This is a genomic window from Bifidobacterium sp. LH_450 (genome assembly GCF_056356715.1).
In genome coordinates, this window is record NZ_JBKEUU010000002.1 from 82,416 (window position 1) to 108,119 (window position 25,704).

The following is a 25,704-nucleotide window of genomic DNA, read 5'->3' on the forward strand; positions in this document are numbered from 1 at the left end:
AGTGCGATTTCGGTTCATACTTTCGGAAACCTGGACGAGCCTCAAGCGCAACGTGCCGATGCTGCTGTCGGTCATGCTCGTCACGTTCATCTCGTTCCTGTTCATCGGCGCGTCGCTGCTGACGCAGGCGCAGGTGTCCAAGGCGAAGGGCGACTGGTACGACAAGGTCGAAGTCGTCGTATGGCTGTGCCCCGACGGCACGAGCTCGTCGGCGAACTGCGCGTCCGGCACCGGCGCGACCGTCTCGCAGATCAACGCGCTGCAGAAGGTCATCGACACCGAGCTGGCCGACGACGTGTCGAGCGTGACCTACATGAGCAAGGAGGAGTTCTATCAGGACTCGTTCCTCAAGCAGTACCCCAACGGGCAGTACCAGGGGCGCACGCTGACGGCGGACGACATGCAGGATTCGCTGTGGCTCAAGCTCAAGAACCCGGAGAAATACAAGGTCGTTTCCGAAGTGCTCTCCGGACAGGAGGGCGTTGAGGAGGTCGTCGACCAGCGGCAGATCTTCGAGCCGGTGTTCTCGATACTCAACCGCGCGACCGTCGCGACGGCGACGCTGGCCATCGTCATGGTCATCGTCGCGATCATGCTGACGGCGACGACGATACGCATGTCCGCCGCGTCGCGCAGCGAGGAAACGGAGATCATGCGCCTGGTCGGCGCGTCGAACTGGACGATACGGCTGCCGTTCATCCTCGAAGGCGTCGTCGCGTCGCTGCTCGGCTCGATACTCTCGTGCGTCGCGCTGTCGGTCATCGTCAAGGTATTCATCACCGACTGGCTTGCCCAGTCGATTACGTGGATTCCGTATGTCAACCAGACGACGGTGCTGTGGACGTCGCCGGTGCTGATCGTCGGCGCCGTGCTGCTCAGCGTCATCGCCTCGACGGTGTCGCTGCGCCGGTACCTGAAGGCGTAGCCGCCAGCCGGCTGCGTTATGCGGGCCGGTACGGCGGAATGTAATGAGATTGTCAGGACGTGCGGCAGCGTTCCGGCCTTCCAGCAAACGATGCTAGGGTAGGAGGCACTGCCGTCCACGAAAGGGAGCACATGGCCAGGGTGAAAGCGTTCAAACCGATTGCCGCAACCACGCTCGCGGGAGCGCTGTGCGTCGCCGCGATGGCGCTGCCGTCGGCGCCGTTTGCCGATGTCGCGCAGGCGACCACCTACAGCGATCTCGTCAACGCGCAGAACCAGACGCAGGCCAGCAAGGAACGCGAGGCGAACCTTCGTTCGCAGCTTGCGAACGTCGACTCGGCGCTTGCCGACAAGATCGTCGAGCTCGACGACCTGACGAACAACCAGATTCCCGCCGCCCAGGCCAAGGTCGACGCGGCGAATTCGGCCGCGGCGGACGCGGCCGAGGCCGCCGATGCGGCGGCCAGCAGGCTTTCGGCGGCGCAGGACGACAAGAAGAACCTCGAACAGCAGATCAAGGAAACCGGCGAGAACTACGACGACGCGCACGCCGCCGTCGCGCAGATGGCCCGCGAGTCCATGCACGGTTCCGACACGTCGGACGTCATGAGCGTCGTGACCGGCTCGAAGACGACGGCCGACTTCATCCAGTCGATGCAGTCGCGCGACGCCGTCAGCCGCAGCGAAGCGAACGCCGCTTCCGACTATGCGAACGACCTGAGCACGTCGATGACGCGTTCCGAGCGCCTCGACGCCATTGAAAAGCGCATCCAGACGCTCAAGTCCGAAGCCGACCAGAAGTCCGCCGCCGCGCAGTCGGCCGCCGCTTCCGCCGAAGAGGAGCGCCAGGCGCTCGACAGCCTGCGCGCCGAAGGCGAAACGAAGCGTGCCGAACTGGAAAGCCAGAAGAGCAGCCTGAACGACTCGGCCGCCGCCGCGGCCGCCGAAACGGTCCTGCTGCAGTCGCAGGTCGATTCGCTCAACCGCCAGTACGCCGCCGAACAGGCCGCCGCCGCGGCCAGGGTCCAGTCGACGGTGCAGGCAGCCCCGGTCTCCACGACGACGACCGCTTCATCCTCCTCATCCTCTTCCTCCGGCGTCGTCTCCAAGCCGGCGAACACCGGTTCCTCGTCGGGTTCCTCCGGCTCGTCGGGCGGCTCCAATGCAGGCTCCTCGAGCTCCGCCGGCACGGCCGGCGCCGTTACGCAGCCGTCGACGTCCGGCTCGATTCCGGCCTCCGACTACGTCAAGAACAATCTCTACCCGTGGGGCCAGTGCACCTGGTGGGCCTATGAATGGCGCCTGAACAACGGCTACCCGGCCTATACCTACTTCGGCAACGCACGCGACTGGGGCTACAATGCCCGCGCCCGCGGCTACACCGTCAACAACACGCCCTCCTACGGCGCCATCATCGTCTTCCAGCCTGGGCAGGCCGGCGCAGACGCCACCTACGGCCACGTCGGCGTCGTCGTCGGCGTTTCGGGCAGCACCATCACGATTTCCGAATCCAACGTGGCCGGTCTGGGCGTCATCAGCTCGCGCACGCTGTCGAACGCCTACGCCTACACCTACATCCACTGAGCGCGGCTACACTGGAAAGCTATGGCTAAGAAGAAGGAAGTAGACCAGCGCAACCACATGGTCGTGCAGAACCGGCGCGCCCGGCACGACTATGCCATCGAGGACACCTACGAAGCCGGCATCGCGCTGACCGGCACCGAAGTGAAGTCGCTGCGTGAAGGGCGCGCCTCGCTTGCCGAAAGCTTCGTGACGATCGACCGGCGCGGCGAAATCTGGCTCGAAGGCGCCAACATCCCCGAATACCTCAACGGCACCTGGAACAACCATGCGCCCAAGCGCAAGCGCAAGCTGCTGCTGCACCGCGAGCAGATCGCCAAGCTCGCCCGGCAGATCGAGGCGAAGGGGTACACCATCGTGCCGCTGTCCATCTATTTCAAGGACGGGCGTGCCAAGGCCGAAATCGCGCTGGCGAAGGGCAAGAAGGAATTCGACAAGCGCCAGGCGCTGCGCGAAGAGCAGGACAAGCGTGAAGCCCTGCGCATCATGCGCTACAAGAACATGCGCGCCCGCTAAGCCTCGCTGGACCACGCTGGTTGCTCAATCCATAGCCGTGGTCCGTCGGAACTTTTCATGCCCCTGATGCCCGTGCCATTCGGTTTCCTGCGTTTGCGGGGAGGACTGCCATGCGGGTGGTTGCCCCCAGCGCTGCCGCCCCGTGGCTCAACTTCGGTAAATTCTATGTTACGAAGCGGCATGCAATGCCCCCTTTGCGGCCAGTCGGCAATACATTCGTAGCAAAACCACGTTAGCGTTCCCCTTGCAAATGCACAGGCAATACGCTCGTGAACGGGAGGAACGGAAGATGGCTGGCAACGGCAAGGGAATGCAATGGCGGTGGCTCGCGGCGGCGGCCGCGGCGGCGATGTGCGTGGGGGCGGCCGGCTGCGGCACGAGCGACGCCTCTTCCGACGGGGAATCCAGCGCGACGGTAACGTCCTACGACGTCTCCTCGGTCGAGACGGACGAGCAGATCGCCGCCCTGGTGCCCCAGGCCGTCAAGGTGGACGGCAAGCTGACCATCGGCACCGATACGTCGTACGCGCCCGCCGAGTTCCTCGATGCCGACGGCAAGACGCCGGTCGGCTTCGAAATCGACCTCGGCAAGGCCGTCGCCAAGGTCATGGGCCTGGAAGCCGACCCGCAGACGGCGACGTTCGACCTGATCATCCCCGCCGTCGGCTCGAAGTACGAAGTCGGCATTTCGGCGTTCACCGTTACGCCGGAACGCGAGGAAAGCGTCGATTTCGTCACCTACTACAACGCCGGCTCGAGCTGGGTGACGCAGAAGGGCAATCCGGACGGCTTCGATTCGTCCAGCCTGTGCGGGCTGAAGATCGCCGTGCAGACCGGCACGACGCAGGAAACGGAACTGGAAGAGGAGAACGCCCAGTGCAAGGCCGACGGCAAGGGGTCCATCGAGATCCTCTCGTCCGCGCTGCAGACCGACGTGACGACGAACGTCGCCACCGGCAAGGCGGTGGCGTTCTACGCGGACAGCCCGGTCGCCGGCTACGCCGTCGAGCAGACCGGCGGCACGCTGGAAACGGTTGGCGAGACGGAAGGCATGACGCCGGAAGGCATCGTCGTGGAAAAGGGCAACGACGACCTGGCCAACGCCGTCCAGCAGGCGCTGCAGAAGCTCATCGACGACGGCACCTATGGCAAGATCCTCAAGAACTGGGGCGTCGAGTCCGGCGCCATCGAGAAGGCCGAGATCAATCCGTCCGTCGGCTGACGGAGGCTGCCGGCCCGGGGCGCCGTGCGGTCGCCGCGCCCCCGGCGATGCGGTAGACTGGAACTATCGTGATTCGGCGTGAAGGGACGTTACGTCGGACCCAATTACGGGAGCGACGCAGCCAGCCGGAACGCCGGAAACGGGTTTGAATCCTGGGCTGCCATCCTTCCGTTCCCTACTCGGCAGGACGGCAGCCTTTCCCATGCCCCGGATTGTGGAGAACCGGTGAACACTGCATAAAGTCGCCGGGTTATGCAACGCCAGAAGTGTCGGCGTTTCCTAATGGCTGCAAGAGATTTCCTTCACCTAAGTTGGTACGCTCGCTTTCGTTATATGCGGCGCACGGTATATTGATGCTATTCGATTCTTACGCCAGATCAATCACTAACGCGCCGGCAGGCCCCGTTACGCCTGCCTTTTGTCAAGGAGAGAACAATCCATGCGCATGATGAAGAAGGCCATCGCCTGCGTGGCAGCGGCCGCCGCACTCGTTTCGTTCGCCGCCTGCGGCACCACCGACCACGCCGATTCGGACACGACGGGCACGACGAACTACGACGTGTCGTCAATCGCCAAGGTCGATTCGATCGCGTCGATGCTGCCCAGCGACGTCAAGGACAGCGGCAAGCTGACGGTCGGCATGGAGCTGTCGTACGCGCCGGCCGAGTTCCTCGCCGAAGATGGCAAGACGCCGGAAGGCTACGACGTCAATCTCGCCCAGGCGATGGGCAAGGTGCTGGGGCTCGATACCGAAATCGTCGCGGCCAATTTCGATACGATCGTGCCGTCGGTGGGCGCCAAGTTCGACATCGGCATGACGGCGATGACGATCACCGAGGAACGCGAGAAGTCGGTGGACTTCGTCAGCTACTACCGTGCCGGCTCGATGTGGGTCGTCAAGTCTGGCAATCCGGAAGGCGTCGACACGTCCGACATGTGCGGCAAGAGCATCGCCGTGCAGACCGGCACCGTCCAGGAGGACGAGGCGAACTCCATCAAGGAGCAGTGCGCGGCCGACGGCAAGAAGGCGGTGGACGTGCTGTCCTACCAGGCGCAGACCGAAGCCGCCTCGAACGTCGTCAACGGCAAGGCGTCGGCGTTCTATGCCGACTCGCCGATCGGCGGCTACGCCGTCGAGCAGTCGGACGGCGCACTGGAGACGCTGGGCGAAGTGAGCGATACGACGCTGCAGGGCATCGCCGTCAAGAAGGGCGACGACGAACTGGCCAAGGCCATCCAGGCGGCCATGCAGCAGCTGATGGACGATGGCACCTACACCGCCATCCTCAAGCACTGGGGCGTCGAATCGGGCGCCATCGACAAGGCCGAAATCAACCCGGCCAACCTGTCCTGAGTCCAGGAAGACCTGAGCTTCGAGAAAAGAGGAACGATGCCGCACCATGAACCCCTCGACGGGGAAGGACTGCCCATCCCCAACCGCGTGCATGCCAAGCCGGTGCGCAAGACCGGCGAAATCGTGGCCGCCGTCATCGTCGCGCTGCTCGCGGCGATGCTCATCAAGGCGCTGATCACCAATCCGCGGTTCGAATGGAACGTCGTATGGAAATACCTGTTCAACGAGCGCGTGCTGGAAGGCGTCGGGTATACGCTGCTGCTGACGTTCATCGCGATGGTCGTCGCGATCATCCTCGCCGTCATCCTGGCGATCATGCGCAAGTCGCTCAATCCGGTGCTGCGCGGCGTCAGCTGGTTCTACATCTGGTTCTTCCGCGGCACGCCTGTGTACACGCAGCTGATCTTCTGGGGTCTGTTCGCCGTGCTGGTGCCCAAGCTCAGCCTCGGCATTCCGTTCACGTCGATCGAGTTCTGGAGCATCGATTCCTCCGAGGTCGTCACCGCGTTCAACGCCGCGTGGCTTGGCCTTGCGCTCAATGAAGCGGCCTACCTGTCGGAAATCGTGCGCGCCGGCCTCGAAGCGGTGGACAACGGGCAGGCCGAAGCGGCCCAGGCCCTCGGCATGAAGCGTTCGCAGATCATGCGCCGCGTCATCCTGCCGCAGGCCATGCGCATCATCATCCCGCCGACCGGCAACGAAACGATCGGGATGCTCAAGACGACGTCGCTCGTATCGGCGGTGCCGTTCACGCTCGAGCTGCAGTTCGCCACGACGGCGATCGCCAACCGCATCTACAAGCCGATTCCGCTGCTGCTCGTGGCCGGCCTGTGGTACCTGCTGATCACGTCGATCTTCATGGTCATCCAGTCGCGGCTGGAAAAGCATTTCGGCAAGGGCTTCCAGGCGCGTCCCATCGGCACGAAAGGCAAGCAGCCGCCGCTGCCCGGCAAGACGGACGGCGAGCCGAAGGACGACGTGAAGAAGGAAAACGACGCGACGATGCTCGGGTTCAATGCCTAGCACCACGGCGGATCGCATAAGCAAGGAGCATCAACCGATGGCCAATGAAACGAATGCGCAGCCGGCCCAGCCGGCCGTCGTCGCCAAGCAGGTCCACAAGGCGTTCGGGCACCTGCACGTCCTCAAGGGCATCGACATGACCGTCGAGCCTGGTACCGTCACCGTCATTCTCGGGCCGTCCGGCTCGGGCAAGTCGACGTTCCTGCGGCTGATCAACCAGCTGGAAACGCTCACCGGCGGCGAAATCGACGTCAACGGCGAACGCATCGGCGTCAAGGACACCGTCGACCGGCACGGCAACCATGTGCTGCAGCAGCTGACCGACAAGGAAATCGCCGCGCAGCGCGCGCAGCTGGGCATGGTATTCCAGAAGTTCAACCTCTTCCCGCACATGACTGCGCTGGAAAACGTCATGGAGGCGCCGGTCCACGTGCACAAGATGCCGAAGGACGAGGCGCGCAGGCTCGCCGTGGAGGAGCTGGAACGCGTCGGTCTGGGCGAGCGGCTCGACTATTACCCGTCCCAGCTCTCGGGCGGCCAGCAGCAGCGCGTCGCCATCGCCCGCGCGCTTGCCATGAAGCCGGGCATCATGCTGTTCGACGAGCCTACGTCGGCGCTCGACCCCGAGCTTGTCGGCGAGGTGCTCGGCGTTATGCGCTCGCTGGCCGACGAAGGCATGACGATGATCGTCGTCACCCATGAGATCGGCTTCGCTCGCGAGGTGGCCGACCAGGTGGTGTTCATGGACGGCGGCGTCGTCGTCGAGCAGGGCGGCCCCGACATCATCGACAACCCGAAGGAAGAGCGCTTCCGCGACTTCCTGCAGCACGTCCTGTAGGAGCCGCTGCGAAAACTTGAAGGAATATTGAAAAATCGCCCCCCGATGCCCCGTGACTGTTCTTCAAGCCATGGGGCATCGGTTATGCTTGAGTGCATGTGTGGAATTGTAGGTTTTGCTGGAAATATCGATAGCCCTTCGCAGTTGCCGCTGGAAGTGTGCCTGCAGGGGCTGGAGCGGCTGGAATATCGTGGCTATGATTCTGCCGGCGTAGCCCTGACGGCGCCGGGCATGGACCATGTGGAGGTCCGCAAGAAGGCGGGACGCCTGTCCAATCTCGTGGAAAGCATCGAGCGGCGCCCGATGCCGGACGCTACGGTGGCGATCGGGCATACGCGCTGGGCCACCAACGGCGCTCCCTCCGATTCGAACGCCCATCCCCATTCCAGCCGCGACGGCAAGGTCGCGATCATCCATAACGGCATCATCGAAAACGCCTCGCAGCTGCGTCTCGACCTGATGGCCGAAGGCTACCATTTCGCGTCGTCTACCGACACCGAAGTGGCGGCCAAGCTGCTGGGCAAGACGGTGGATGCCGTCATCGCCGAAAAGGGCGAGCCGGACCTGTTCGAGGCGATGCGCCGCCTGGCGCGGATGCTCGAAGGCGCGTTCACGATCCTCGCCATCGACTGCCGCCAGCCGGGCCTCGTCGTCGGCGCGCGCCACGATTCGCCGCTCGTCGTCGGGCTGGGCGGCGGCGCGAACTACCTGGGCTCCGACGTCGCCGCGTTCGTCGCCTACACGAAGCGCGCGATGGAAGTCGATCAGGACCAGGTCGTCGCCGTCACCGCATCCAGCGTCGAAGTCACCGACTTCTTCGGCAACGCGGTCGCCGAGCCGGCGACCTTCACCGTGGACTGGGATGCTTCGGCTGCTGAAAAGGGCGGCTGGGACTCGTTCATGGACAAGGAGATCCATGAGGATCCGGCGGCCGTGCAGCGCACGCTGATCGGCCGGCTCGACGAAGACGGCAACGTCAACCTCGACGAAATGCGCATCGACGAAAACGAACTGAAAATGGTCGACAAGATCATCGTCATCGCATGCGGCACGGCCAGCTATGCCGGCATGGTCGCCAAGTACGCCATCGAGCACTGGTGCCGCATTCCGGTGGAAGTGGAGCTCGCCCACGAGTTCCGCTACCGCGACCCGATCCTCAACGCACGCACGCTCGTCGTGGCGATTTCCCAGTCCGGCGAGACGATGGATACGCTGATGGCGCTGCGCCACGCGCGCGAACAGGGCTCGAAGGTGCTGGCGATCTGCAACACCCAAGGAGCCTCGATCGCCCGTGAATCGGACGCCGTGCTCTACACGCAGGCCGGCCCGGAGGTCGCCGTCGCGTCCACGAAGGCGTTCGTCGCGCAGATCACCGCCGCCTACGTGCTGGGGCTGTACCTGGCGCAGCTCAAGGGCACGGTGTTCCGCGACGAAATCCACCACACGCTCGACTCGCTCAAGGAGATGCCGCGCAAGATCCAGTGGGTGCTGGATACGCAGGGCCCTGCCGTCGAGAAGGCGGCCGCCGAACTGGCCGATGCGAAGTCGTTCCTGTTCCTGGGGCGCCACGTAGGCTACCCGGTCGCGATGGAAGGCGCGTTGAAGCTCAAGGAAATCGCCTATACGTTCACCGAGGGCTTCGCCGCGGGCGAGCTCAAGCACGGCCCGATCGCGCTGGTCGAGGAAGGCGAGCCGGTCGTGTTCATCGTGCCGCCCAAGCGCGGCCGCGACGTGCTGCACGCGAAGGTCATCTCCGGCATCGAGGAAGTCAAGGCGCGCGGCGCGTTCATCCTCGCCGTCGCCGAGGAAGGCGACGAGGACGTCAAGCGCTACGCCGACATCGTGTTCTGGCGCCCCGCGTGCCCGACGCTGATGAGCCCGCTCGTCGACGTCGTGCCGCTGCAGCTGTTCGCGATGGACATGGCCAAGCGCAAGGGCTACGACGTCGACAAGCCGCGCAACCTCGCCAAGTCCGTCACCGTCGAATAGCGCCCGGCATGCCCTGCGCAAGGCACCGCTGGGTGCTCGACGAGCCCGACGTGCCGTTCGGGCTCGACGTGCTCTACGAAGACGGCGACATCATCGTCGTCGACAAGCCGCATTTCCTCGCGACGATGCCGCGGGGCATGTGGTACCGCCAGAGCGTCGTCATGCGGCTGCGCGAACGGTACGGCGACGAGGGCATCGTGCCGGCGCACCGGCTCGACCGCATGACGGCCGGCGTGCTGATACTGGTACGCAACCCGCAGGTGCGTGGCGCCTACCAGAAGCTTTTCCAGGAACGGCGTGCCGTCAAGACCTACGAGTGCGCCGCGCCGCTGGCCCCGGTGCATCCCACGGGTTCGGGCGGCCATCCGTTCGCCGGCACGCTGCGCCGCGCTTTGGGCCCGGGCCAGCACACGCCGTTCCCGCTGGTGCGCCGCTCCCATATCGTCAAGCGCCCCGGCGTGCTGCAGGCCTATGAGCTGCCGGGCGCCGCGCCAAACGCCGAAACGCTCATCGAGCGCGCCGGGCTGATCGATGCCGCGGGTTCCGCTCTCGCGGCGCCCGGCATGCGCGCCGGCAGCGGGGCTGCGTCCGCCCGGCCGCTGTGCCGCTACGTGCTGCATCCCCGTACCGGCAAGACCCACCAGCTGCGCGTGCACATGGCGTCGCTGGGGCTGCCGATTGCCGGCGACGACCTGTACCCGGCCGTGCGCGAGCCCGACTACGCCGACTTCTCCCGGCCGCTGCAGCTGGTGGCACGGCGCCTGGAATTCACCGATCCGATTACCGGCCAGCCGCGCGCGTTCACGTCGCGCATCCCGCTGGGCTAGCCATGCGTCTCGGCGGTGGCGAACCGCACGTAGGCGCGGATCGAGAACGCCATCGACAGCACGGTGAAGTCGGCGAGCGTGCGCGGATTGTAGCCGGTATCGGCCGCCAGCGCATTGAGATGGTTCTGCAGCGTGTTCTTGTGGATGAACAGTTCGTCGGCCGCATGCGTAATCGAGCCGTTATGCCGTTCGTAGACGCGGAACGTGCGTTCGTAGGCGTCGATGGCCTCGTCGTCGAGCGTACCGAACACGCGCCGGCAGAACAGCCTCATCGAGTCGAGCGTCAGGTCCGGCACCAGCAGCCCCACGTCCAGCGAATCGTAGGAGCCGACGTCCGGCGCGCCCTGGAAGCGCTGCCATTTGGTCACCGTCAGCGCCTGCCGGTAGCTCGCCGCGTAGCCTTCCAGCGACCGGGCCGTGCCGCCGATGCCGAATCCGAACGGCATGCCGCATTCGGCCCGGAACGTCTCCTGCAGCGACCGCAGCAGCTGCGTCGGCGAGTCGCCCCGTGTGCCCGCATACGCCCGCGCGATGTCGGCGGGGTCGAGCAGCAGGCAGCATTCGCGCGTCGTGACCGCATACAGCGAATGCTTCAGCGGCCGCACGATGCGGTCGAGCACCGAGTAGAGCTCGTCGGTGCTCGCCGAGCTCATCATCGTCGGCGTCTGCGAATGCGGCTGGATGATGCGCCCGACGGCGACAAGCCGGGGCCGTTCGATATCGCAGTCCAGCACCGACGCCAGGTATCCGGCGATCGTTACGTCGGGGGAGGGGGAGATGAGCTGGTTGATCAGCGACGACATCGACATGCGCCGTTCGTAGCGCGCCGTCTGCTCGAGATTCTCCCGCAGCAGTATCTCGGTCATCTTGCGGATGATGTTGCCGAACGGCTCGACGTCGCTGCGCTGGCCGGTCACGCCCACGACGGCCGCGACGTCGCCGTCGATGATCACCGGCACGTTGATGCCGTCCTTGGCCCCCGCATAGCGGTGCGTGTCGTCGACGCAGACCGTGCATTTGTCGCGCGCCGCCTTCAGGGCGCCGGCATGATGCGTGCCGATGCGCGCCGGATCGGTGCTGGCGATGATCATGCCATGGGTGTCGAACAGGTTGATCTCGTGCTGCAGCACGTCCTTGATATTCGCGACAATCGTCGTGGCGATATCCGGGTTGATATCCATGGAGAATAGTATACGTACCATTTTCCGCGAAGAATCGCGGCGGGTTTCGTGGCGCTTGGGACAGCCGTTCCCGTGCGGGCGCCGGCGATAATGAAAGCAAGAGGAAAACCAAAGGTTGCTCAACGAAGAGCATCGCAACGACAACCGCCGATATCTGCAGAACAGTGCCAGCGACTTGGCCTACGTACCAAGCCGCAGCGGCAGCTTTGCCATAAGGCCTGCAGGGGAGGCGGGGAAAGGATTCATCATGGACGGCACTCTGGCATGGTGGGCGGCCCTTATCGGCCTCGCGCTCGCCATCGTCCTTATCCTCCTCAAGCTCAACACCACCTATTCGCTGCTGCTGGGCGCCATCGTCGGCTGCCTGATCGGCGGCGCGTCGCTGAGCGACACCGTCAACGTGCTGGTATCCGGCTCGCAAAGCGTCATCGGCACGATCCTGCGCGTGCTGGCGGCCGGCGTGCTGGCCGGCGTCATGATGGAATCGGGCGCCGCGGAACGCATATCGCGCACGATCGTCGACAAGTTCGGCGAGGCGCTGGCCATCTTCTCGCTCGCCTTCGCGACGATGATCATCTGCGCCATCGGCGTGTTCATCCCCGTCGCCGTGCTGATCGTCGCGCCCATCGCCATCGAGGTCGGTTCGAGGCTGCACATCTCCAAGCTGGCGCTGCTCGTCGCGCTGTCGGGCGGCGGCAAGGCCGGCAACATCATCTCCCCGAACCCGAACGCCATCGCGGCGGCCTCCGGATTCAACGTCACGCTTTCCGACGTGATGGTCCACAGCTACATCCCCGCGCTGTTCGGCCTGGCGATGGCCGTCATCCTGGCGATGGTGCTCCAGCACCACGGCAACCCGGTGTCGATGGCCGACCTGCAGATGGGCGAACGCGAGGAGAAGGAAGAGGACCGCGACCTGCCGTCCCTCGGCAGCGCGCTCGTCGCCCCGGCCGTCGCCATCGTCCTGCTGCTGCTCAACCCGATCGGCTCGGTATTCCACATCGAGGTGCTGGAGAAGTTCCAGGTCGACGCGCTCTACATCCTGCCGCTGGCCGCCATCATCGGCATGATCGCGATGGGCAAGGCCAAGCACGTGCTCAGCTACTGCGCTTCCGGCATGAGCCGCATGATCGACGTCGTGCTGATCCTGATCGGAGCCGGCGCCATCGGCGGCCTGATCACCAATTCGACGCTGCCGCAGGCCATCGTCAACCTCATCACCGCCATCGGCGTGCCCGGCTCGATGCTCGCCCCGATTGCCGGCATCCTGATGGCCGCCGCCACCGCATCCACCTCCACCGGCGTCATCCTCGGCGCCTCCGCGTTCGGCGACTCGATCCTGAGCTTCGGCGTCTCCAACGTCGCCGCCGCCGTCACGATGCAGGCAGGCGCCACCGTCATCGACGGCCTGCCGCAAGGCAACTACTTCCATGTCACCGCCAAGGCGATGAACATGACGCTCGGCGAACGCATGAAGGTCGTGCCCTACGAAGCATGCGTCGGCCTCGCCATGACGATCGCCGCCACGCTGATGTACATCGTGTTCTAAGGAGAGCATCATGAAAATCGTCATCGCACCTGATTCGTTCAAGGGCTCGCTCAGCGCCCGGCAGGCGGCCGACGCTATCGAACGCGGCGTCAGGAAGGCGTTGCCGGATGCCGAAACCGTCAAGGTCCCGATGGCCGACGGCGGCGAGGGAACGGTGCAGTCGCTCGTCGACGCAACCGGAGGCAATCTGGTTTCGGCAACGGTCACCGGGCCGCTGGGAACGCCGGTCGACGCCAGGTACGGCATTCTGGGCGACGGGGTGACCGCCGTCATCGAAATGGCCGCCGCCAGCGGCATCCAGTTCGTCGACGACGCGACGAAGGACCCGCTGATCACCACGACGTACGGCACCGGCGAACTCATCCGCGACGCGCTGGACCGCGGCGTGCGCTCGTTCATCGTCGGCCTTGGCGGCTCGGCCACCAACGACGGCGGCGCCGGCATGGCGCAGGCGCTCGGCGTGCGGCTGAAGAACGCAGCCGGCCAGGAGCTGCCGTACGGCGGCGCGGCGCTGGCCGACCTCGCCTCCATCGACGTGTCCGGACTCGATCCGCGCCTCGCCGAAAGCACGATCCAGCTCGCATCCGACGTGACGAACCCGCTGACCGGCCCCACCGGCGCCTCCGCGGTGTTCGGACCGCAGAAAGGCGCGACGCCGTCGATGGTCGAGGAACTCGACGCGGCGCTCGCCCATTACGCGGCCGTCATCCGCAGCCAGCTGGGCCGCGACGTCGAACACGTCCCCGGCGCAGGGGCGGCCGGGGGACTGGGCGCCGGCTTCCTTGCCTTCACAGGCGCGACGATGAAATCCGGCGTCAAGCTGGTCGTCGAAGCCACGCACCTGGAAGACAAGGCGGCCGGAGCCGACCTGTGCATCACCGGCGAAGGCGGCATCGACCGGCAGACCCAGTTCGGCAAGACGCCGATGGGCACGGCCTGCGCGGTCAAGGAAGCCTCCCCGCACTGCAAGGTCGTCGCCATCGCCGGCAACGTCGGCGCCGGCATCGACGAACTCTACAAGGTCGGCATCGACGCGATCTTCGGCATCCTTCCCGGCGCCGAAACGCTCGCCGACGCCATGGCGCAGGGCGAAGCGAACCTCGAACGCACCAGCGAGAACATCGCGCGCCTCGTAGCCTGAAACGCCCCGCTCCCCGGCCGCCAACGCACGGCCGGGGAGTTTTTGCGCAAGATTGACACCCTGTGCCACTATAGGTAGCGAGAGATTTCACAGAGACTCCCGACTCTGCGGATGGCGCTGGCCATTCCACGAATTTCGGGCCGCCACTCACGAAGGATTTGCTTCCCTTGCGATTGGTACTGCGTTATATCAAGCCCCAGTGGCCGCTGGCCACGCTCATCGTGCTGCTGACGTGCGTCAATGCCGTCACGTCGCTGCTCATTCCCACCTACTCCGCCGACCTGATCGACCAGGCCGCTTCCGGCAAGGGCTTCGCCGCCATGGCCGGCAGCTGCGTGGCGATGGCCATCGCTTCCGTCATCGCGTCCGGCACCGCCATCTGGTGCGGCTACGCGGTGGCGAAGCTGTCCGCCAAGGTCGCCAAGGACATGCGCGACGACTTCTACGCCAAGTCGCTGGAACTGTCCTCCTACGACTTCGCGCAGTTCGGCCTCGCCTCGATGACGACGCGGACGATGTCCGACATCAACGTCATCCAGGTCGCGCTGACGGACTTCAATTTCATGCTGCTGCCGGTGCCGTTCATCGTCGGGGCGTCGCTGGTGCTCGCCTTCCGCGTTTCGGTACGCATGGGATGGCTGCTGACCGCCGCGATGGCCGTCGTGCTGCTGCTCGGCGTCGTCATCCTCAGGGCGGCATCGCCCTTGTACCGCAAGCTCCAGCGCCTGCTCGACCGCATCGGCGCCGTGCTGCTTGAAAACCTGACCGGCGCGCGCGTGGTGCGCGCGTTCGGCAGGGAACGCTACGAAGAGGGGCGGATGAACGCCACGTTCCGCGGCTACGCGGACACGTCCATCAAGGCGAACCGCATGTTCGCCAACCTCGACGGCCTGAGCCTGCTGATGGTCAACGTGTTCATCGCCGCCATGCTGTTCGTGTCCGGCAAGTTCATTGCGCTTGGCGAATTCCAGATCGGCGGCCTGGTCGCGCTGTCCGAATATGCGTTCATGTGCCTGTTCTTCCTGATGATGGCGCAGATGATGATCGCGATGTTCCCGCGCGCCCTCGAATGCGCGCGCAGGTTCCGCGAAGTCATCGATTTCACGCCGTCGATCGCCGATCCGGCCGATCCGGTCGACATGGCGGATTGCAAGCCGCTGCCGGACGGGGAAGTGCTGGCGTTCGACAACGTCAGCTTCCGGTTCCCCGACGCGTCGGAAGACGCGCTGTCGGCCGTGTCGTTCACCTGCCGGACCGGCGAGACGACGGCGGTGATCGGCGGCACCGGTTCGGGCAAATCCACCGTCGCCATGCTGGCGCTGCGGTTCCACGACGCGACGAGCGGCCATGTGCGGCTCGACGGCGTCGACGTCAAGGAGATGACGCAGGCCGACCTGCGCCGCAACGTCGCCTACATCCAGCAGAAGGCGTGGCTGTTTTCGGGAACCGTCGGCGAGAACCTGCGCCATCGCAGCGATGGCGCCGATCTGGACGAACTGCGCCGCGCGCTGGAGATTTCGCAGTCGGTTGGCTTTGTGGGCGACCCCGGCGCCGATGGTGGCGTGCTGGAGCAGCCCGTCGCGCTCGGCGGCGCGAACTTCTCCGGCGGCCAGCGCCAGCGCCTGTCGATTGCGCGGGCGCTGGTCGGACCCAGCCAGCTCGTCGTGTTCGACGATTCCTTCTCCGCCCTCGACTTCGCCACCGACGCCGCGCTGCGGCAGGCGTTGCAGGACCAGATGGCCGACAAGGCGGTGCTCATCGTCGCCCAGCGCGTCAACACCATCCGCCACGCCGACCATATCGTCGTGCTGTCGGACGGGCGCGTAGCCGGCCAGGGCACCCACGACGAACTGATGCGAAGCTGCGACGTCTACCGGGAAATCGTAGCGTCCCAGACCCACGAGGAGGCAGGCGCATGAGCAACGCGACCGATGAATTCGTCGAGGACCTCCGTGCCGACGAAACGCTGCAGGCCATGGAACAGTCGCAGCAAGAAGAGCTGGGCGAGGCGCCGAAGCATGCGTGGCAGACGGCCAGGCGGCTGATGAAGCAGTTCGGCAACCAGCGCGTGCGGCTCATCGCCGTCATCGCCTCGACGGTGCTCTACACGGCCTTCCATGTGGCAGGCCCCGCCTACAGCGCCATCGTCATCAACATGCTGTGGGCCGACATCCAGCATGCCTGGCGGACGGGGGAACCGTTCCACCTGTCGTTCGCGAACGGCAGCGCGGGCCTCGCCATCGCCGTCTACGCCGGCATCCTGCTCGGCGAGTGGCTGTTCTACTACATCCAGGTCGTGCTCGTCGCCAGCGTGGCCGAGAAGCTCAACCTGACGCTGCGCGAGCAGATTTCCGCCAAGCTGGGGCGGCTGCCGCTAAGCTGGTTCGACGCCAACCGGCCAGGAGAGACGCTCAGCCGCGTGACCAACGACCTCGACCGGATCAGCGAAACGATGCAGAACGGGCTGGTGAGGCTGCTGCAGGCCGTGCTCAATACCGTCGTCGCGCTGGTCATCATGTGGATCTACTCGTGGACGCTGACGCTGGTATTCCTCGCGTTCGTGGCGCTCAATCTCGTCATCACGAAGGTCGTCGCCGCAAAGAACCTCGCCGCCGCCAGCAAGCGGCAGCGGCTGATCGGCGAGCTGACCGGCATGGCCGAGGAATGCTACCAGGGGCGCCAGGTCATCAAGGCGAGCAACCGCGAAGCCGCAAGCCGCGCCGAATTCGAGCGGCTGACCGAGCAGGTGCGCAAGGTGTCGCAGTACGCCGACTTCCTGACGAACTGCGTCAATCCGCTGGTGCGCATGGTCAACCGGTTCGCGCAGGTCGTCGTCGCGCTGCTGGCCGCCTGGATGATGGCGGCCGGGCGCATGTCGATCGGCGTGGCGCAGGCGTTCTTCCAGTACATCATGCAGATCGGCGAGCCGATTACCGAAGCGACGTTCGTCATCAACTCGCTGCAGTCGTCGCTCGCGTCCGCCGAACGCACGTTCGAGCTGCTTGACGCCCCCGAGGAGCGGCCCGACCCCGCGCCGTCTCAAGCGCTGGCCGTCGCCGAACCGGTGCGCGGCGACGTCGAGTTCGCCGACGTCACGTTCGGCTACGACAGGGCGGCCGCGCCGCTGATGCGCGACGTGTCGTTCCGGGCGAAACCTGGCCAGAAGGTGGCGATCGTGGGCCAGACCGGCGCCGGCAAGACGACGCTGATCAACCTGCTCATGCGCTTCTACGACGTCAACGGCGGCGCCATCACCATCGACGGCGTCGACACGGCGAAGATGACGCGCGCCGGGCTGCGCTCGCATTTCGGCATGGTGCTGCAGGACACGTGGCTGTTCGGCGGCACCGTCGCCGACAACATCGCCTACGCGAGGCCCGAGGCCACGCGCGAGGAAATCGTCGCCGCGGCGAAGGCCGCGCACGCCGACTTCTTCATCCGCACGTTGCCGGACGGCTATGACACGATGCTCGACAACGAGGCGGCCAACCTGTCGATCGGCCAGCGGCAGCTGCTGACCATCGCCCGCGTCTTCCTCGCCGACCCGGCCATGCTGATCTTCGACGAGGCGACCTCGTCGGTCGACACGCGCACCGAAGCGGCGATTTCGCGCGGCATGACGGCGCTGATGAAGGGGCGGACGTCGTTCGTCATCGCGCACCGGCTGTCCACCATCGAGGATGCCGACCTCATCCTCTACATGGAGCACGGCGACATCCTCGAACAGGGCACGCACGCCTCGCTGATGGCGCGGGGCGGACGGTATGCGCGCATGTACAACGCGCAGTTCGCGTGAAGCCGCTCCGGCGCGGCGCCGAAAGGCCGCGCCGGCGCGCTCCGCTGCGGCACGTTGGTAGAATCTTGGAGGACAGTGTGCTGGAAGGCAGGGAGGGCGACGATGCAGTATGCAGCGCTGGTGCTGGTCGTGGTGGTGGTCGCGGTCATCGCGATCATGAGCACGAACCGCGGGGTCGATAAAATCCAGTCGTCGTTCGAGGAACTGACGGACGAGCAGTACGCCATCCTGCGCGATTCCGTCGTCGAGGTCGACGAGGACGGCCCGGAAGGCCATGCGTGGGACCAGGTCGGGCTCGTATCGTCCATCAAGCCGCACGGGACCAGCGTCACCGTGCGCGTCATGTGGTTCAACAAGGTCATCCACAACGACAGCTATGGGCAGGTCGCCATCGCGCAGATCATCATGCCGCGCCGGGACGTCAAGGAGCGCGGGCTGCAGGAGGGCGACTACGTGAGCCTGCACATGGACACGGCCAAGGGCGCGTCGATCAACTTCTCCTGAATTCCCTTCGCGCCGCTAGACTTTGTAGCGTGATGAGACGGAAACTGGTGGCGCTGCTGGCGGCATGCGCGATGCTGTGCGGCATCGCGGCATGCGGCGAAACCGACAGCCGCACCGTGCTGACGGTATGGTCGTGGGAACCGAGCATGAAGACGCTGATCGCGCACTTCGAGGAGGCCAATCCCGACATCGTCGTCAAGCAGGTGTCGACGGCCTCGTACGACAAGCTCAATTCGGCGATCCAAGATGGCTACGACACCCCGGACGTCGTGCAGCTTGAATACTACGCATTGCCCCAGTACGCGGTGGCGGGCCAGCTCGTAGACCTGTCCAGCCGCACCCACGGCTATTCGTCGTTCTATACCCCCGGAAGCTGGGCGTCCGTCCAGCTCGACGGCAGCGTATTCGCGCTGCCGATGGATTCGGGCCCGATGGCGTTCTTCTACAACGACGACGTGTTCCGCCAGGCCGGCGTCGACCCGACGAAGATCGCCACATGGTCCGACTACTACGCCGCCGCCAAGAAGCTCAAGAACATCGGCGTGTACATCGCCTCGGACTCGGGTTCCGACGCCAGCTTCTACGAATCGATGATCTGGCTGGCCGGAGGGCGCCCCTTCTCGACGTCCAACGACGGCCGCGAAGTGAAGATCGACCTCAACCACGACGAGGGAACGCTGACCTTCACGCAGTTCTGGCAGAAGATGATCGACGAAGACCTCGTCGACACGACGCTGACGACGTGGTCCGACAAATGGAAGAACGCGGTAGGGTCAGGCCAGATCGCCTCGATGTTCGCCGGCGCATGGATGCCGTCGATGCTGCTTGCCGACGTGCCCGGCACCGCCGGGCTGTGGCGCGTAGGGCAGATGCCCACCGAAAACGGCGAGGCGACGAACGCCGAGAACGGCGGATCGGCGCTCGGAATCTTGAATTCAAGCCGCGTTCCCGACGCTGCGTGGCGCTTCATTGAATACGTATGCCATGAACGGGAGGGCATCGATACGCGCGTGGACGGCGGCTCGTTCCCGGCCGACAACGAGACGCTGGAAAGCGACGGCTTCCTCAACAAGACGACCGTTACCGACGGCCGCGGCATCGCGGTGCCGTATTTCGGCGGACAGAAATACAACCGCGTGCTCGCCGAAGCGGCGGGGCGCGTGTCCACCGGCTACCAGTACCTGCCGTTCGAGGTGTATGCGCGCAGCGACTTCCGCAATACCGTCGGCAAGGCGTACGCGTGGGAAAACAAGGAGCACGAGTATGCCAAGGCGCTCGCGCGCGTCGAACAGGGGCTGGCGGAGCGGTCGAGCCTGCCCGACAAGCCCGGCGAACAGGTGACGCTGCGGGGAGGGCTCGCCGACTGGCAGGCGAATCTCAAGGAATACGGCGCCAACCAGGGCTTCACGATCAAGCAGTAGCCGCGCTGTGTGGCGGCTTTTGGGCATGCGGCGGCCTGCGCTGGCGTTCGCTGGTACAGTTGGAGGCTAACGCAGCAACAGGAGGCTGCCCGACCGGAAGGGGACCGTCATGCTGATCGCCGTGGACATTGGCAATACGAACATCGTGCTTGGCTTCATCGAGGAAGGCAAGATCGTCGGCACCTACCGCCTGACGACGCACGCCGACCATACGTCGGACGAATACGGGCTGCTCATGTCGCAGTTCCTCGACCTGCATGGGTATGCGCCGGAGGACGTCGACGACGTCATCATCGCGTCGGTCGTGCCGAAGGTCATGCACTCGTTCCGCTCGTCGATCATCAAGTTCCTCGACATCGACCCGATGATCGTCGGGCCCGGCATCAAGACGGGCATGAACATCCGCATCGACGACCCGCGCTCGCTGGGCGCCGACTGCCTGGCCGATTGCGCGGGTGCCTTCTACGTGTACGGCGGACCGGCGCTGGTCATCGACTTCGGCACCGCCACGACGTACAACTATGTCGATGCGCGCGGCACGATTACCGCGGGCCTGATCACCACCGGCATACGGACGGCCGCTTCGGCGCTGTGGGCGAATACGGCCCAGCTTCCGGAGGTGGAGATCACGCGCCCCGAATCGGTCATCGCGACGACGACGAAGGACGCGATGCAGGCCGGCCTGTACTACAACTTCCTCGGCGGCGTCGAACGGACGATCCTGCAGTTCCAGCGCGAAATGGACGAGGAATTCAAGGTCATCGCCACCGGCGGCCTGGCCAGCGTCTTCGAGGATGACACGTCGCTGATCGACGTCATCGACCCCGACCTCATCTTCAAGGGCATGGCCGTCATCTTCAACAAGAACGTGGATTAACGAGTTTTCGGGCTTCTGCTCCTCGCGGAGGGGCAGAAGCCCGCGCTGACTTCATACAGCGGAATGAGCCATCACCAATCAGAAGGAGGGATGGCGAGTTCCTGCGACATGTCCTCCACTCCTTCTTCGGCTTCTTTGAGGCGCTTTTCATAGATGCCGTTGCCGTCCCGTACGGCGATGTCCAGTCCGGTGACTGCCAGCCTGTACCACTTCAGTGCTTCCTGAGGCGAACGGCCGGTGCCGCGTCCGGAAGAATATGCGCGGCCCAGCCGCAAGGCGATACTGCCCCATGTGCGCGGTGATTCATCGTTCTCCATCGCTAGGTCAAACGCCCCATGATACATCATTACCGCTGTTACTTGGTCACGTTCCCCTCCACGGCCATCCATCAGCAAATCGCCGTATTTATAGCAGCCTTCGGCGATGCCTGCATCCGCAGCCACTTTGAAACAGTGACGCGCCCGTTGGTCGCAGACCGTACGCGACAGCCGTTGCCATGTCATGACGCCTTCTTCAGGCCAGCATTCCGGGTGCGTGATTGGCGATCCGTAGTAGTCTCCTTCGCATCGGTCATACATGTATACATAGCCAAGGCACATCCATCCCTCGGGGTTGCCACGCGCTGCCGAATGCAGGTAGAACAGCTCGACAGCGTGGAAACAGTCGACCCGTAATTCACGGTCTTCTTCAGTGGTATACGACAGCCCCTCGCTGTAATAGCGGCCACCGTATTCCAGTGCCTGCCATCCTTCTGGGTCGGTGAGGTCGATCTCTTCGCATGCCGTCGTCATTGCGGGGATGGCCCCGGCAAGGGGAAACCCTGCAGTTCCGCGAGCGGAAGCGATAGGCACGCTTCCCGGAACGTTAGCTATGTCGCAGACCTTTACCGGCTTGATTTTCGACACTGCATCCTTTTCGCCCATATTGCTCAGCATCGGGCCAATAGGGTAGGGCATCTGCACTTCCCGTCGCCCCGTCGCACGCCCATTCCCGTCAACGGCAGGCATCGTCAGCATCACTGATGGCAACGCGTATCCGGTAATAGGTTCGTCGTAAATCAGGAAGGGCGTAGAGACGTCGCATACAGGCGCATCGTCTGGATCGTATTCCCCGTTCGCATATTCTTCTGATTTTCCCATGGTCCCTCCTTTGCGACGCAATAGCGTCATTGTAATAGACATGTAGGTTGGCATCTTCCGCGTTGTCCATATCCACATTGGAGGCGAGTCCTTCTTGGGGGCGTCGTTTTGTGATAATAGTGCGCATGACAAAGGCACCAATATCAGACGATAAGCAGCCGAGCTCGTTTAACGCCATCGTGTATGAAATCGTGCGGCGCATTCCGTGCGGTTGCGTAGCGACGTATGGGCAGATTGCCGCGCTTGCCGGGCGTCCCCGGAACGCCCGGATGGTGGGCTATGCGCTGCATGCGAATCCTGCGGAAGGCGATATTCCCTGCCATCGCGTAGTGTTCCGCGACGGTTCGCTTGCCCCGGGGTTCGCCTTCGGGGGGCCGGACGTGCAGCGCGAGCGTCTTGAAAAGGAAGGCGTTCCCTTCATCGCGGAATCGCCCAGGGGCAATGCCGGCGCTCCCGGTCCGCGGGTGGACTTGCGTTCCTGCCAATGGGATGAATAGGAGCCGCTATTTCCTCTTTGATGCGCAGCCACCTAGTATGAGACCATGGATAGGAACCAGCTCATTGCGGCCTACCGGCAGCATCTTGACAATCTCGAGAACCTGACCAAGCCAGTCAGCGAAGCGCTTGGACGCATAAGCTTGCTCAAGGAATCCGATGATCCCAGAATCGCATTCGGCGCCAAAATAAAGACCATTCGCTGGAGAACGCTGCCCAAGCTCTTTGGCTTTGAAATCAAGGAAGTACGCCGCATTCTCGGCGGTCTGGAACATGACGTTAGCCAAGGGGAGGACACGGCGTCCTCTCTTGAGCGCGATGAAGAAATCCTGGCGAACCGGTACATCCCCTATTATCGCGGCGTGAAGGAAGAATTGCACCTGCTTCGCCTTGCCATTGCGGCTATGCAGACTTCCCCTGAAGACTTCCTTGCGCAACTGTCGGATGAGGACAAGATCCATATTGAAAACGGTGTCGCCCACCTCCTGCAAACCACGATGTTCCGTCGCGAATACGATGCCGAATCCAGCCAGGAAGGCGAGGGGGATGCCGCTGTGCTCCAAGATTCCTTTTCCTATAGGACCGACCTGTATACGCCGGCCGCCGAGGCGTTGGAAAGGCATGACTACCGTACGATGGCGATTTATGCTGCATGCAGCGAGGAGAGCTTATGGGACACTGCGCGGAATCGCTACCATGAACTCCATCGTGAGGAGCGGGAACATGACAGGCAGGAAAGGGAACGGCGACAGAAAGAACGGAAGGCCAAGGAGCGCAAGGCATTAGTCGACAAGGCCAAGGCAACGCCTTTCCCGGATGCAGACCCGCTCTTCGATGTTGCTGGAGCCGTCCATGATATGCGCTGGCTTGGTGGCCATCCGGAGGAACCGGTTGCCTATCCTAATGGGCTGCGGCATGAAATCGGAGACTTCGACCGTTTCCAGCCCCCATCGGATCCGGAACATTCCGGCACTCCGACGCCGCGCCTCGTCAATGCCCACGACGATATCCCCGTCCTTGAACTTGCTGGAGGCTGGTACTTCAAGCATGACGACCCGATAATCGGTCCTGTGTTGCCATCTCTCTTCATCACCATTCCTGTTTGGCAGCAGGGCCGCGTCATCGGGCGCGACCGCATCTGGCAGTATCCGGCGGCATGCATCGAGCATACCGGAGTCGTTGCAGACTGGGGCCATGCTTCCGATGCTCCGTTTGGCATTGCCTGCTACCACGATATGTACAGCGACGGCGACAGCACCGACGAAGTCGATGTTTCCGACCCGGAAGGCGAGGACGCGATGGCTTGGGCGGCCGACTACTATTTCGATGGCGTCCGCTTTACGCAACCGGAGCGACGGCAAGAGAGAATCGACAGTTTTCGTGCTGCGGAAATCCTGTTCCGGCATGCGGCTGGCCGCGGCTGCGCATGGGCATGGCTTTGCTTGGGATATCTCTATGCCTATGATCGCGCGGAAGGCAAATACTTCCGCTCCGCTTTCGATTGGTCCCCGCAAAGCGATACGGCATGGGGGCGGCAATTCTACTCCGCGCCGCCAAAGCCGCCCCTTCCGATTCGTGCGGCCGCCTGTTTTCGCCGTGCTGCTGGCGAGGGTGTCGCCGAAGGATGCCTGGCGTACGCCGAGACATTGCGCAAGCACCCGGAGTTCAAGGAAGATTCCTACGTGCTGGAGGAAGGACGGAGCTCAGATGAGCCCGCTTCCGATTTCTCAGCGCGCGACTGGCTACGGCGCGCCTATGATATCGCCGTCGTGCAGCGGAACCCGCGGATTTGGGGGTCGGCAGCCCTCAGGCTTGGCGAAATGGCGGCCGCCGGGACTTCGGATGAAAAGCCGGATGCCAAGGCGGCTCTTCGATGGTATGAGACGGCGGTTCGCGGGCTCGAACAGACGGTGCGGTCCGGCCTTGACATGTTCGACCAGTTGCTGGCTGAAGCGCAGAACGGCGTGGAAGATATGAAGCAAATCTTTTAGGATGAAGAAAAGCGGTGAGGGGGCGACATGGACGATAGCGGTCACGGGAATGCCGGAGAGAACGCAACGCGTCAGGCGTTGACTGGAACGCTTGCGAGGCTGCGCGAGGAACTCGCGGATTCCGTCGCTGCCTATGATCAGCTGATGCAGCAGACGTTGCCACAAGTCAAGGCTGATTACGCGACGAAAATCGGCGTATGGGAAACGAGGCTGCTAGAGGTGTCTCTGGAAGCAGCCCAGGCTAAACGACGGTTTACGTTGCTTCAGCAGCTCGTCAACGTAGGCGAAGCGCTGGATGGCAGCCATCTGGACGCAGTCGAAGCGCAACTGGCTGGCGAGTACCGCGAATGGCTGCAATCCGTCGAAAAGCAGCAGTCGGAACTTACATCGTTGCTTGACAAACGCGCCCATGCGCATTATCTCAATGCCGCAGATACCAAGAAGCTGAATAAGCTTTTCCGATCCCTTGCGCGCAGGCTGCATCCCGATTTGCATCCTGGCGACCGGCAGCGGGCGGAATACTATCGGATTGCGCAGGCGGCGCTCGCGAACGGCGACCTGAATGCGCTGGAATCACTGGCGGTGCTGACGGCGAGCCAAGCCGAGGATCCGGATTACCAGACGTTTTCCAACGATGAGCTTGCGCATGAAATCGACATCATTCATGGGCGCCTGCAGGCGATGGCGACGCGTACGGCTGAACTGATGGGCGTCCCTCCGCTGCTGTACCGCAAGAATCTGCAGGATCCGACGTGGATTGCGGAGCGGACCGCGGACCTTAAAGCCGCCATCGACGCGTATGAAAAGCGCCGCGACCATTACCGCCGGCGAATCGCGGAACTGAAGAAAGGGCAGCTATGACCGATGATGCTTCCAGGGAACTCCTGTCATTCGAGAATTTTTCCGCCGGCGAGGGCGCGGTGGCGCTTGCGAATCTCATGGCAGGAGGTGCGGTGCCCCAGCCGTACGGACAGGAGATTCTTCTGATTGAACGGACGTATCTGGTAGCGAACCGCGGATTTCGTGATCCGCACAGGCCGGACCCCTACGATCCAGCCGAGCTGGAACCGCTCGTCAATGAAACGCCGTCCAGAGCGAAGCTGGTTTTCCGGCGCCGTCCGAACGATATCGCCGATCGGTGGACCGTGGAGGTCTTTCTTGGCGAACGGTCGCTGGGTTTCCTGCGGGCGCATGAGAACGAGATCATCGCGCGGCTGATGGATGCCGGCAAACGCGTGTTCGGAGAACTGCTCTACGCTGAAAAACTGGGAGACTATCTGCGTATCTATATCAACGTCACGATGGAAGACTGAAATCCGCGGGTGGACTTGCGTTC

General features: G+C 64.0%; 22 protein-coding genes. 20 read left to right on the plus strand and 2 right to left on the minus strand.

Annotated features, from left to right (window positions below; all coding sequences use genetic code 11):
- The first annotated feature begins 1 nt into the window (after nucleotide 1).
- From ftsX to AC1AXT_RS02980, 9 genes are all read left to right on the plus strand, one after another.
- Nucleotides 2-925 (plus strand): permease-like cell division protein FtsX, encoded by a 924-nt coding sequence (ftsX, locus tag AC1AXT_RS02940; protein ID WP_476539063.1) that lies wholly within the window; start codon nucleotides 2-4, stop codon nucleotides 923-925.
- Between the two features lie 131 nt (nucleotides 926-1,056).
- Nucleotides 1,057-2,508, plus strand: a complete 1,452-nt coding sequence (locus AC1AXT_RS02945; protein WP_476539064.1) for a CHAP domain-containing protein — start codon at nucleotides 1,057-1,059, stop codon at nucleotides 2,506-2,508.
- Between the two features lie 21 nt (nucleotides 2,509-2,529).
- The gene (gene smpB, locus AC1AXT_RS02950; RefSeq protein ID WP_476539065.1) at nucleotides 2,530-3,021 is read left to right on the plus strand and encodes an SsrA-binding protein SmpB; all 492 of its coding nucleotides are present in this window, start codon (nucleotides 2,530-2,532) and stop codon (nucleotides 3,019-3,021) included.
- Nucleotides 3,022-3,310: 289 nt separating this feature from the next.
- The gene (locus tag AC1AXT_RS02955) at nucleotides 3,311-4,243 is read left to right on the plus strand and encodes an ABC transporter substrate-binding protein (RefSeq protein ID WP_476539066.1); all 933 of its coding nucleotides are present in this window, start codon (nucleotides 3,311-3,313) and stop codon (nucleotides 4,241-4,243) included.
- Between the two features lie 439 nt (nucleotides 4,244-4,682).
- Nucleotides 4,683-5,597 (plus strand): ABC transporter substrate-binding protein, encoded by a 915-nt coding sequence (locus tag AC1AXT_RS02960; RefSeq protein ID WP_476539067.1) that lies wholly within the window; start codon nucleotides 4,683-4,685, stop codon nucleotides 5,595-5,597.
- Between the two features lie 36 nt (nucleotides 5,598-5,633).
- Nucleotides 5,634-6,620 carry an amino acid ABC transporter permease gene (locus AC1AXT_RS02965; protein ID WP_476539068.1) on the plus strand — a complete coding sequence of 329 codons (987 nt, stop codon included), beginning with the start codon at nucleotides 5,634-5,636 and terminating at the stop codon, nucleotides 6,618-6,620.
- Between the two features lie 37 nt (nucleotides 6,621-6,657).
- Nucleotides 6,658-7,458, plus strand: a complete 801-nt coding sequence (locus AC1AXT_RS02970; protein WP_476539069.1) for an amino acid ABC transporter ATP-binding protein — start codon at nucleotides 6,658-6,660, stop codon at nucleotides 7,456-7,458.
- A 96-nt stretch (nucleotides 7,459-7,554) separates the two neighbouring features.
- On the plus strand, nucleotides 7,555-9,447 hold the full coding sequence (gene glmS, locus AC1AXT_RS02975; RefSeq protein ID WP_476539070.1) for a glutamine--fructose-6-phosphate transaminase (isomerizing): 1,893 nt from the start codon (nucleotides 7,555-7,557) through the stop codon (nucleotides 9,445-9,447).
- 8 nt (nucleotides 9,448-9,455) lie between these two features.
- A complete protein-coding gene (locus tag AC1AXT_RS02980; RefSeq protein ID WP_476539071.1) occupies nucleotides 9,456-10,274 on the plus strand; it encodes a pseudouridine synthase in 819 nt (272 codons plus the stop codon).
- Here the strand turns inward: AC1AXT_RS02980 and AC1AXT_RS02985 are convergent.
- On the minus strand, nucleotides 10,271-11,455 hold the full coding sequence (locus tag AC1AXT_RS02985; protein ID WP_476539072.1) for a CdaR family transcriptional regulator: 1,185 nt from the start codon (nucleotides 11,453-11,455) through the stop codon (nucleotides 10,271-10,273). The genes AC1AXT_RS02980 and AC1AXT_RS02985 overlap by 4 nt on opposite strands.
- A 247-nt stretch (nucleotides 11,456-11,702) precedes the next feature.
- On the opposite strand from AC1AXT_RS02985, the gene AC1AXT_RS02990 reads away from it, so the two are divergent.
- The 7 genes from AC1AXT_RS02990 to AC1AXT_RS03020 all read left to right on the plus strand — a co-directional run bounded on the left by AC1AXT_RS02990 (nucleotide 11,703) and on the right by AC1AXT_RS03020 (nucleotide 20,743).
- Nucleotides 11,703-13,004 carry a GntP family permease gene (locus AC1AXT_RS02990; protein ID WP_476539073.1) on the plus strand — a complete coding sequence of 434 codons (1,302 nt, stop codon included), beginning with the start codon at nucleotides 11,703-11,705 and terminating at the stop codon, nucleotides 13,002-13,004.
- A gap of 10 nt (nucleotides 13,005-13,014) precedes the next feature.
- Complete coding sequence (locus AC1AXT_RS02995) at nucleotides 13,015-14,145, plus strand: glycerate kinase (protein WP_476539074.1); 1,131 nt, start codon at nucleotides 13,015-13,017, stop codon at nucleotides 14,143-14,145.
- A 167-nt stretch (nucleotides 14,146-14,312) separates the two neighbouring features.
- Entirely contained in the window at nucleotides 14,313-16,064 is a 1,752-nt protein-coding gene (locus AC1AXT_RS03000) for an ABC transporter ATP-binding protein (RefSeq protein WP_476539075.1), read from the plus strand.
- Between the two features lie 56 nt (nucleotides 16,065-16,120).
- Nucleotides 16,121-17,941: an ABC transporter ATP-binding protein gene (locus tag AC1AXT_RS03005; RefSeq protein ID WP_476540448.1), complete on the plus strand. Its 1,821-nt coding sequence runs from the start codon at nucleotides 16,121-16,123 to the stop codon at nucleotides 17,939-17,941.
- 102 nt (nucleotides 17,942-18,043) lie between these two features.
- Nucleotides 18,044-18,445: a hypothetical protein gene (locus tag AC1AXT_RS03010; protein ID WP_476539076.1), complete on the plus strand. Its 402-nt coding sequence runs from the start codon at nucleotides 18,044-18,046 to the stop codon at nucleotides 18,443-18,445.
- Nucleotides 18,446-18,477: 32 nt separating this feature from the next.
- The gene (locus AC1AXT_RS03015; RefSeq protein ID WP_476540450.1) at nucleotides 18,478-19,866 is read left to right on the plus strand and encodes an ABC transporter substrate-binding protein; all 1,389 of its coding nucleotides are present in this window, start codon (nucleotides 18,478-18,480) and stop codon (nucleotides 19,864-19,866) included.
- 109 nt (nucleotides 19,867-19,975) lie between these two features.
- Nucleotides 19,976-20,743, plus strand: a complete 768-nt coding sequence (locus AC1AXT_RS03020) for a type III pantothenate kinase (protein WP_476539077.1) — start codon at nucleotides 19,976-19,978, stop codon at nucleotides 20,741-20,743.
- 71 nt (nucleotides 20,744-20,814) lie between these two features.
- Here the strand turns inward: AC1AXT_RS03020 and AC1AXT_RS03025 are convergent, their stop codons facing one another.
- Nucleotides 20,815-21,882, minus strand: a complete 1,068-nt coding sequence (locus AC1AXT_RS03025; RefSeq protein WP_476539078.1) for a tetratricopeptide repeat protein — start codon at nucleotides 21,880-21,882, stop codon at nucleotides 20,815-20,817.
- Between the two features lie 125 nt (nucleotides 21,883-22,007).
- On the opposite strand from AC1AXT_RS03025, the gene AC1AXT_RS03030 reads away from it, so the two are divergent.
- From AC1AXT_RS03030 to AC1AXT_RS03045, 4 genes are read left to right on the plus strand one after another with little or no spacing between them, the layout of a single operon-like run.
- Nucleotides 22,008-22,379, plus strand: a complete 372-nt coding sequence (locus tag AC1AXT_RS03030; RefSeq protein ID WP_476539079.1) for an MGMT family protein — start codon at nucleotides 22,008-22,010, stop codon at nucleotides 22,377-22,379.
- 45 nt (nucleotides 22,380-22,424) lie between these two features.
- A complete protein-coding gene (locus AC1AXT_RS03035; RefSeq protein WP_476539080.1) occupies nucleotides 22,425-24,368 on the plus strand; it encodes a hypothetical protein in 1,944 nt (647 codons plus the stop codon).
- Between the two features lie 27 nt (nucleotides 24,369-24,395).
- The gene (locus tag AC1AXT_RS03040) at nucleotides 24,396-25,229 is read left to right on the plus strand and encodes a hypothetical protein (RefSeq protein ID WP_476539081.1); all 834 of its coding nucleotides are present in this window, start codon (nucleotides 24,396-24,398) and stop codon (nucleotides 25,227-25,229) included.
- On the plus strand, nucleotides 25,226-25,681 hold the full coding sequence (locus AC1AXT_RS03045) for a hypothetical protein (protein WP_476539082.1): 456 nt from the start codon (nucleotides 25,226-25,228) through the stop codon (nucleotides 25,679-25,681). Before AC1AXT_RS03040 ends, AC1AXT_RS03045 begins: the two co-directional genes overlap by 4 nt.
- The last annotated feature ends 23 nt before the right edge of the window (nucleotides 25,682-25,704 follow it).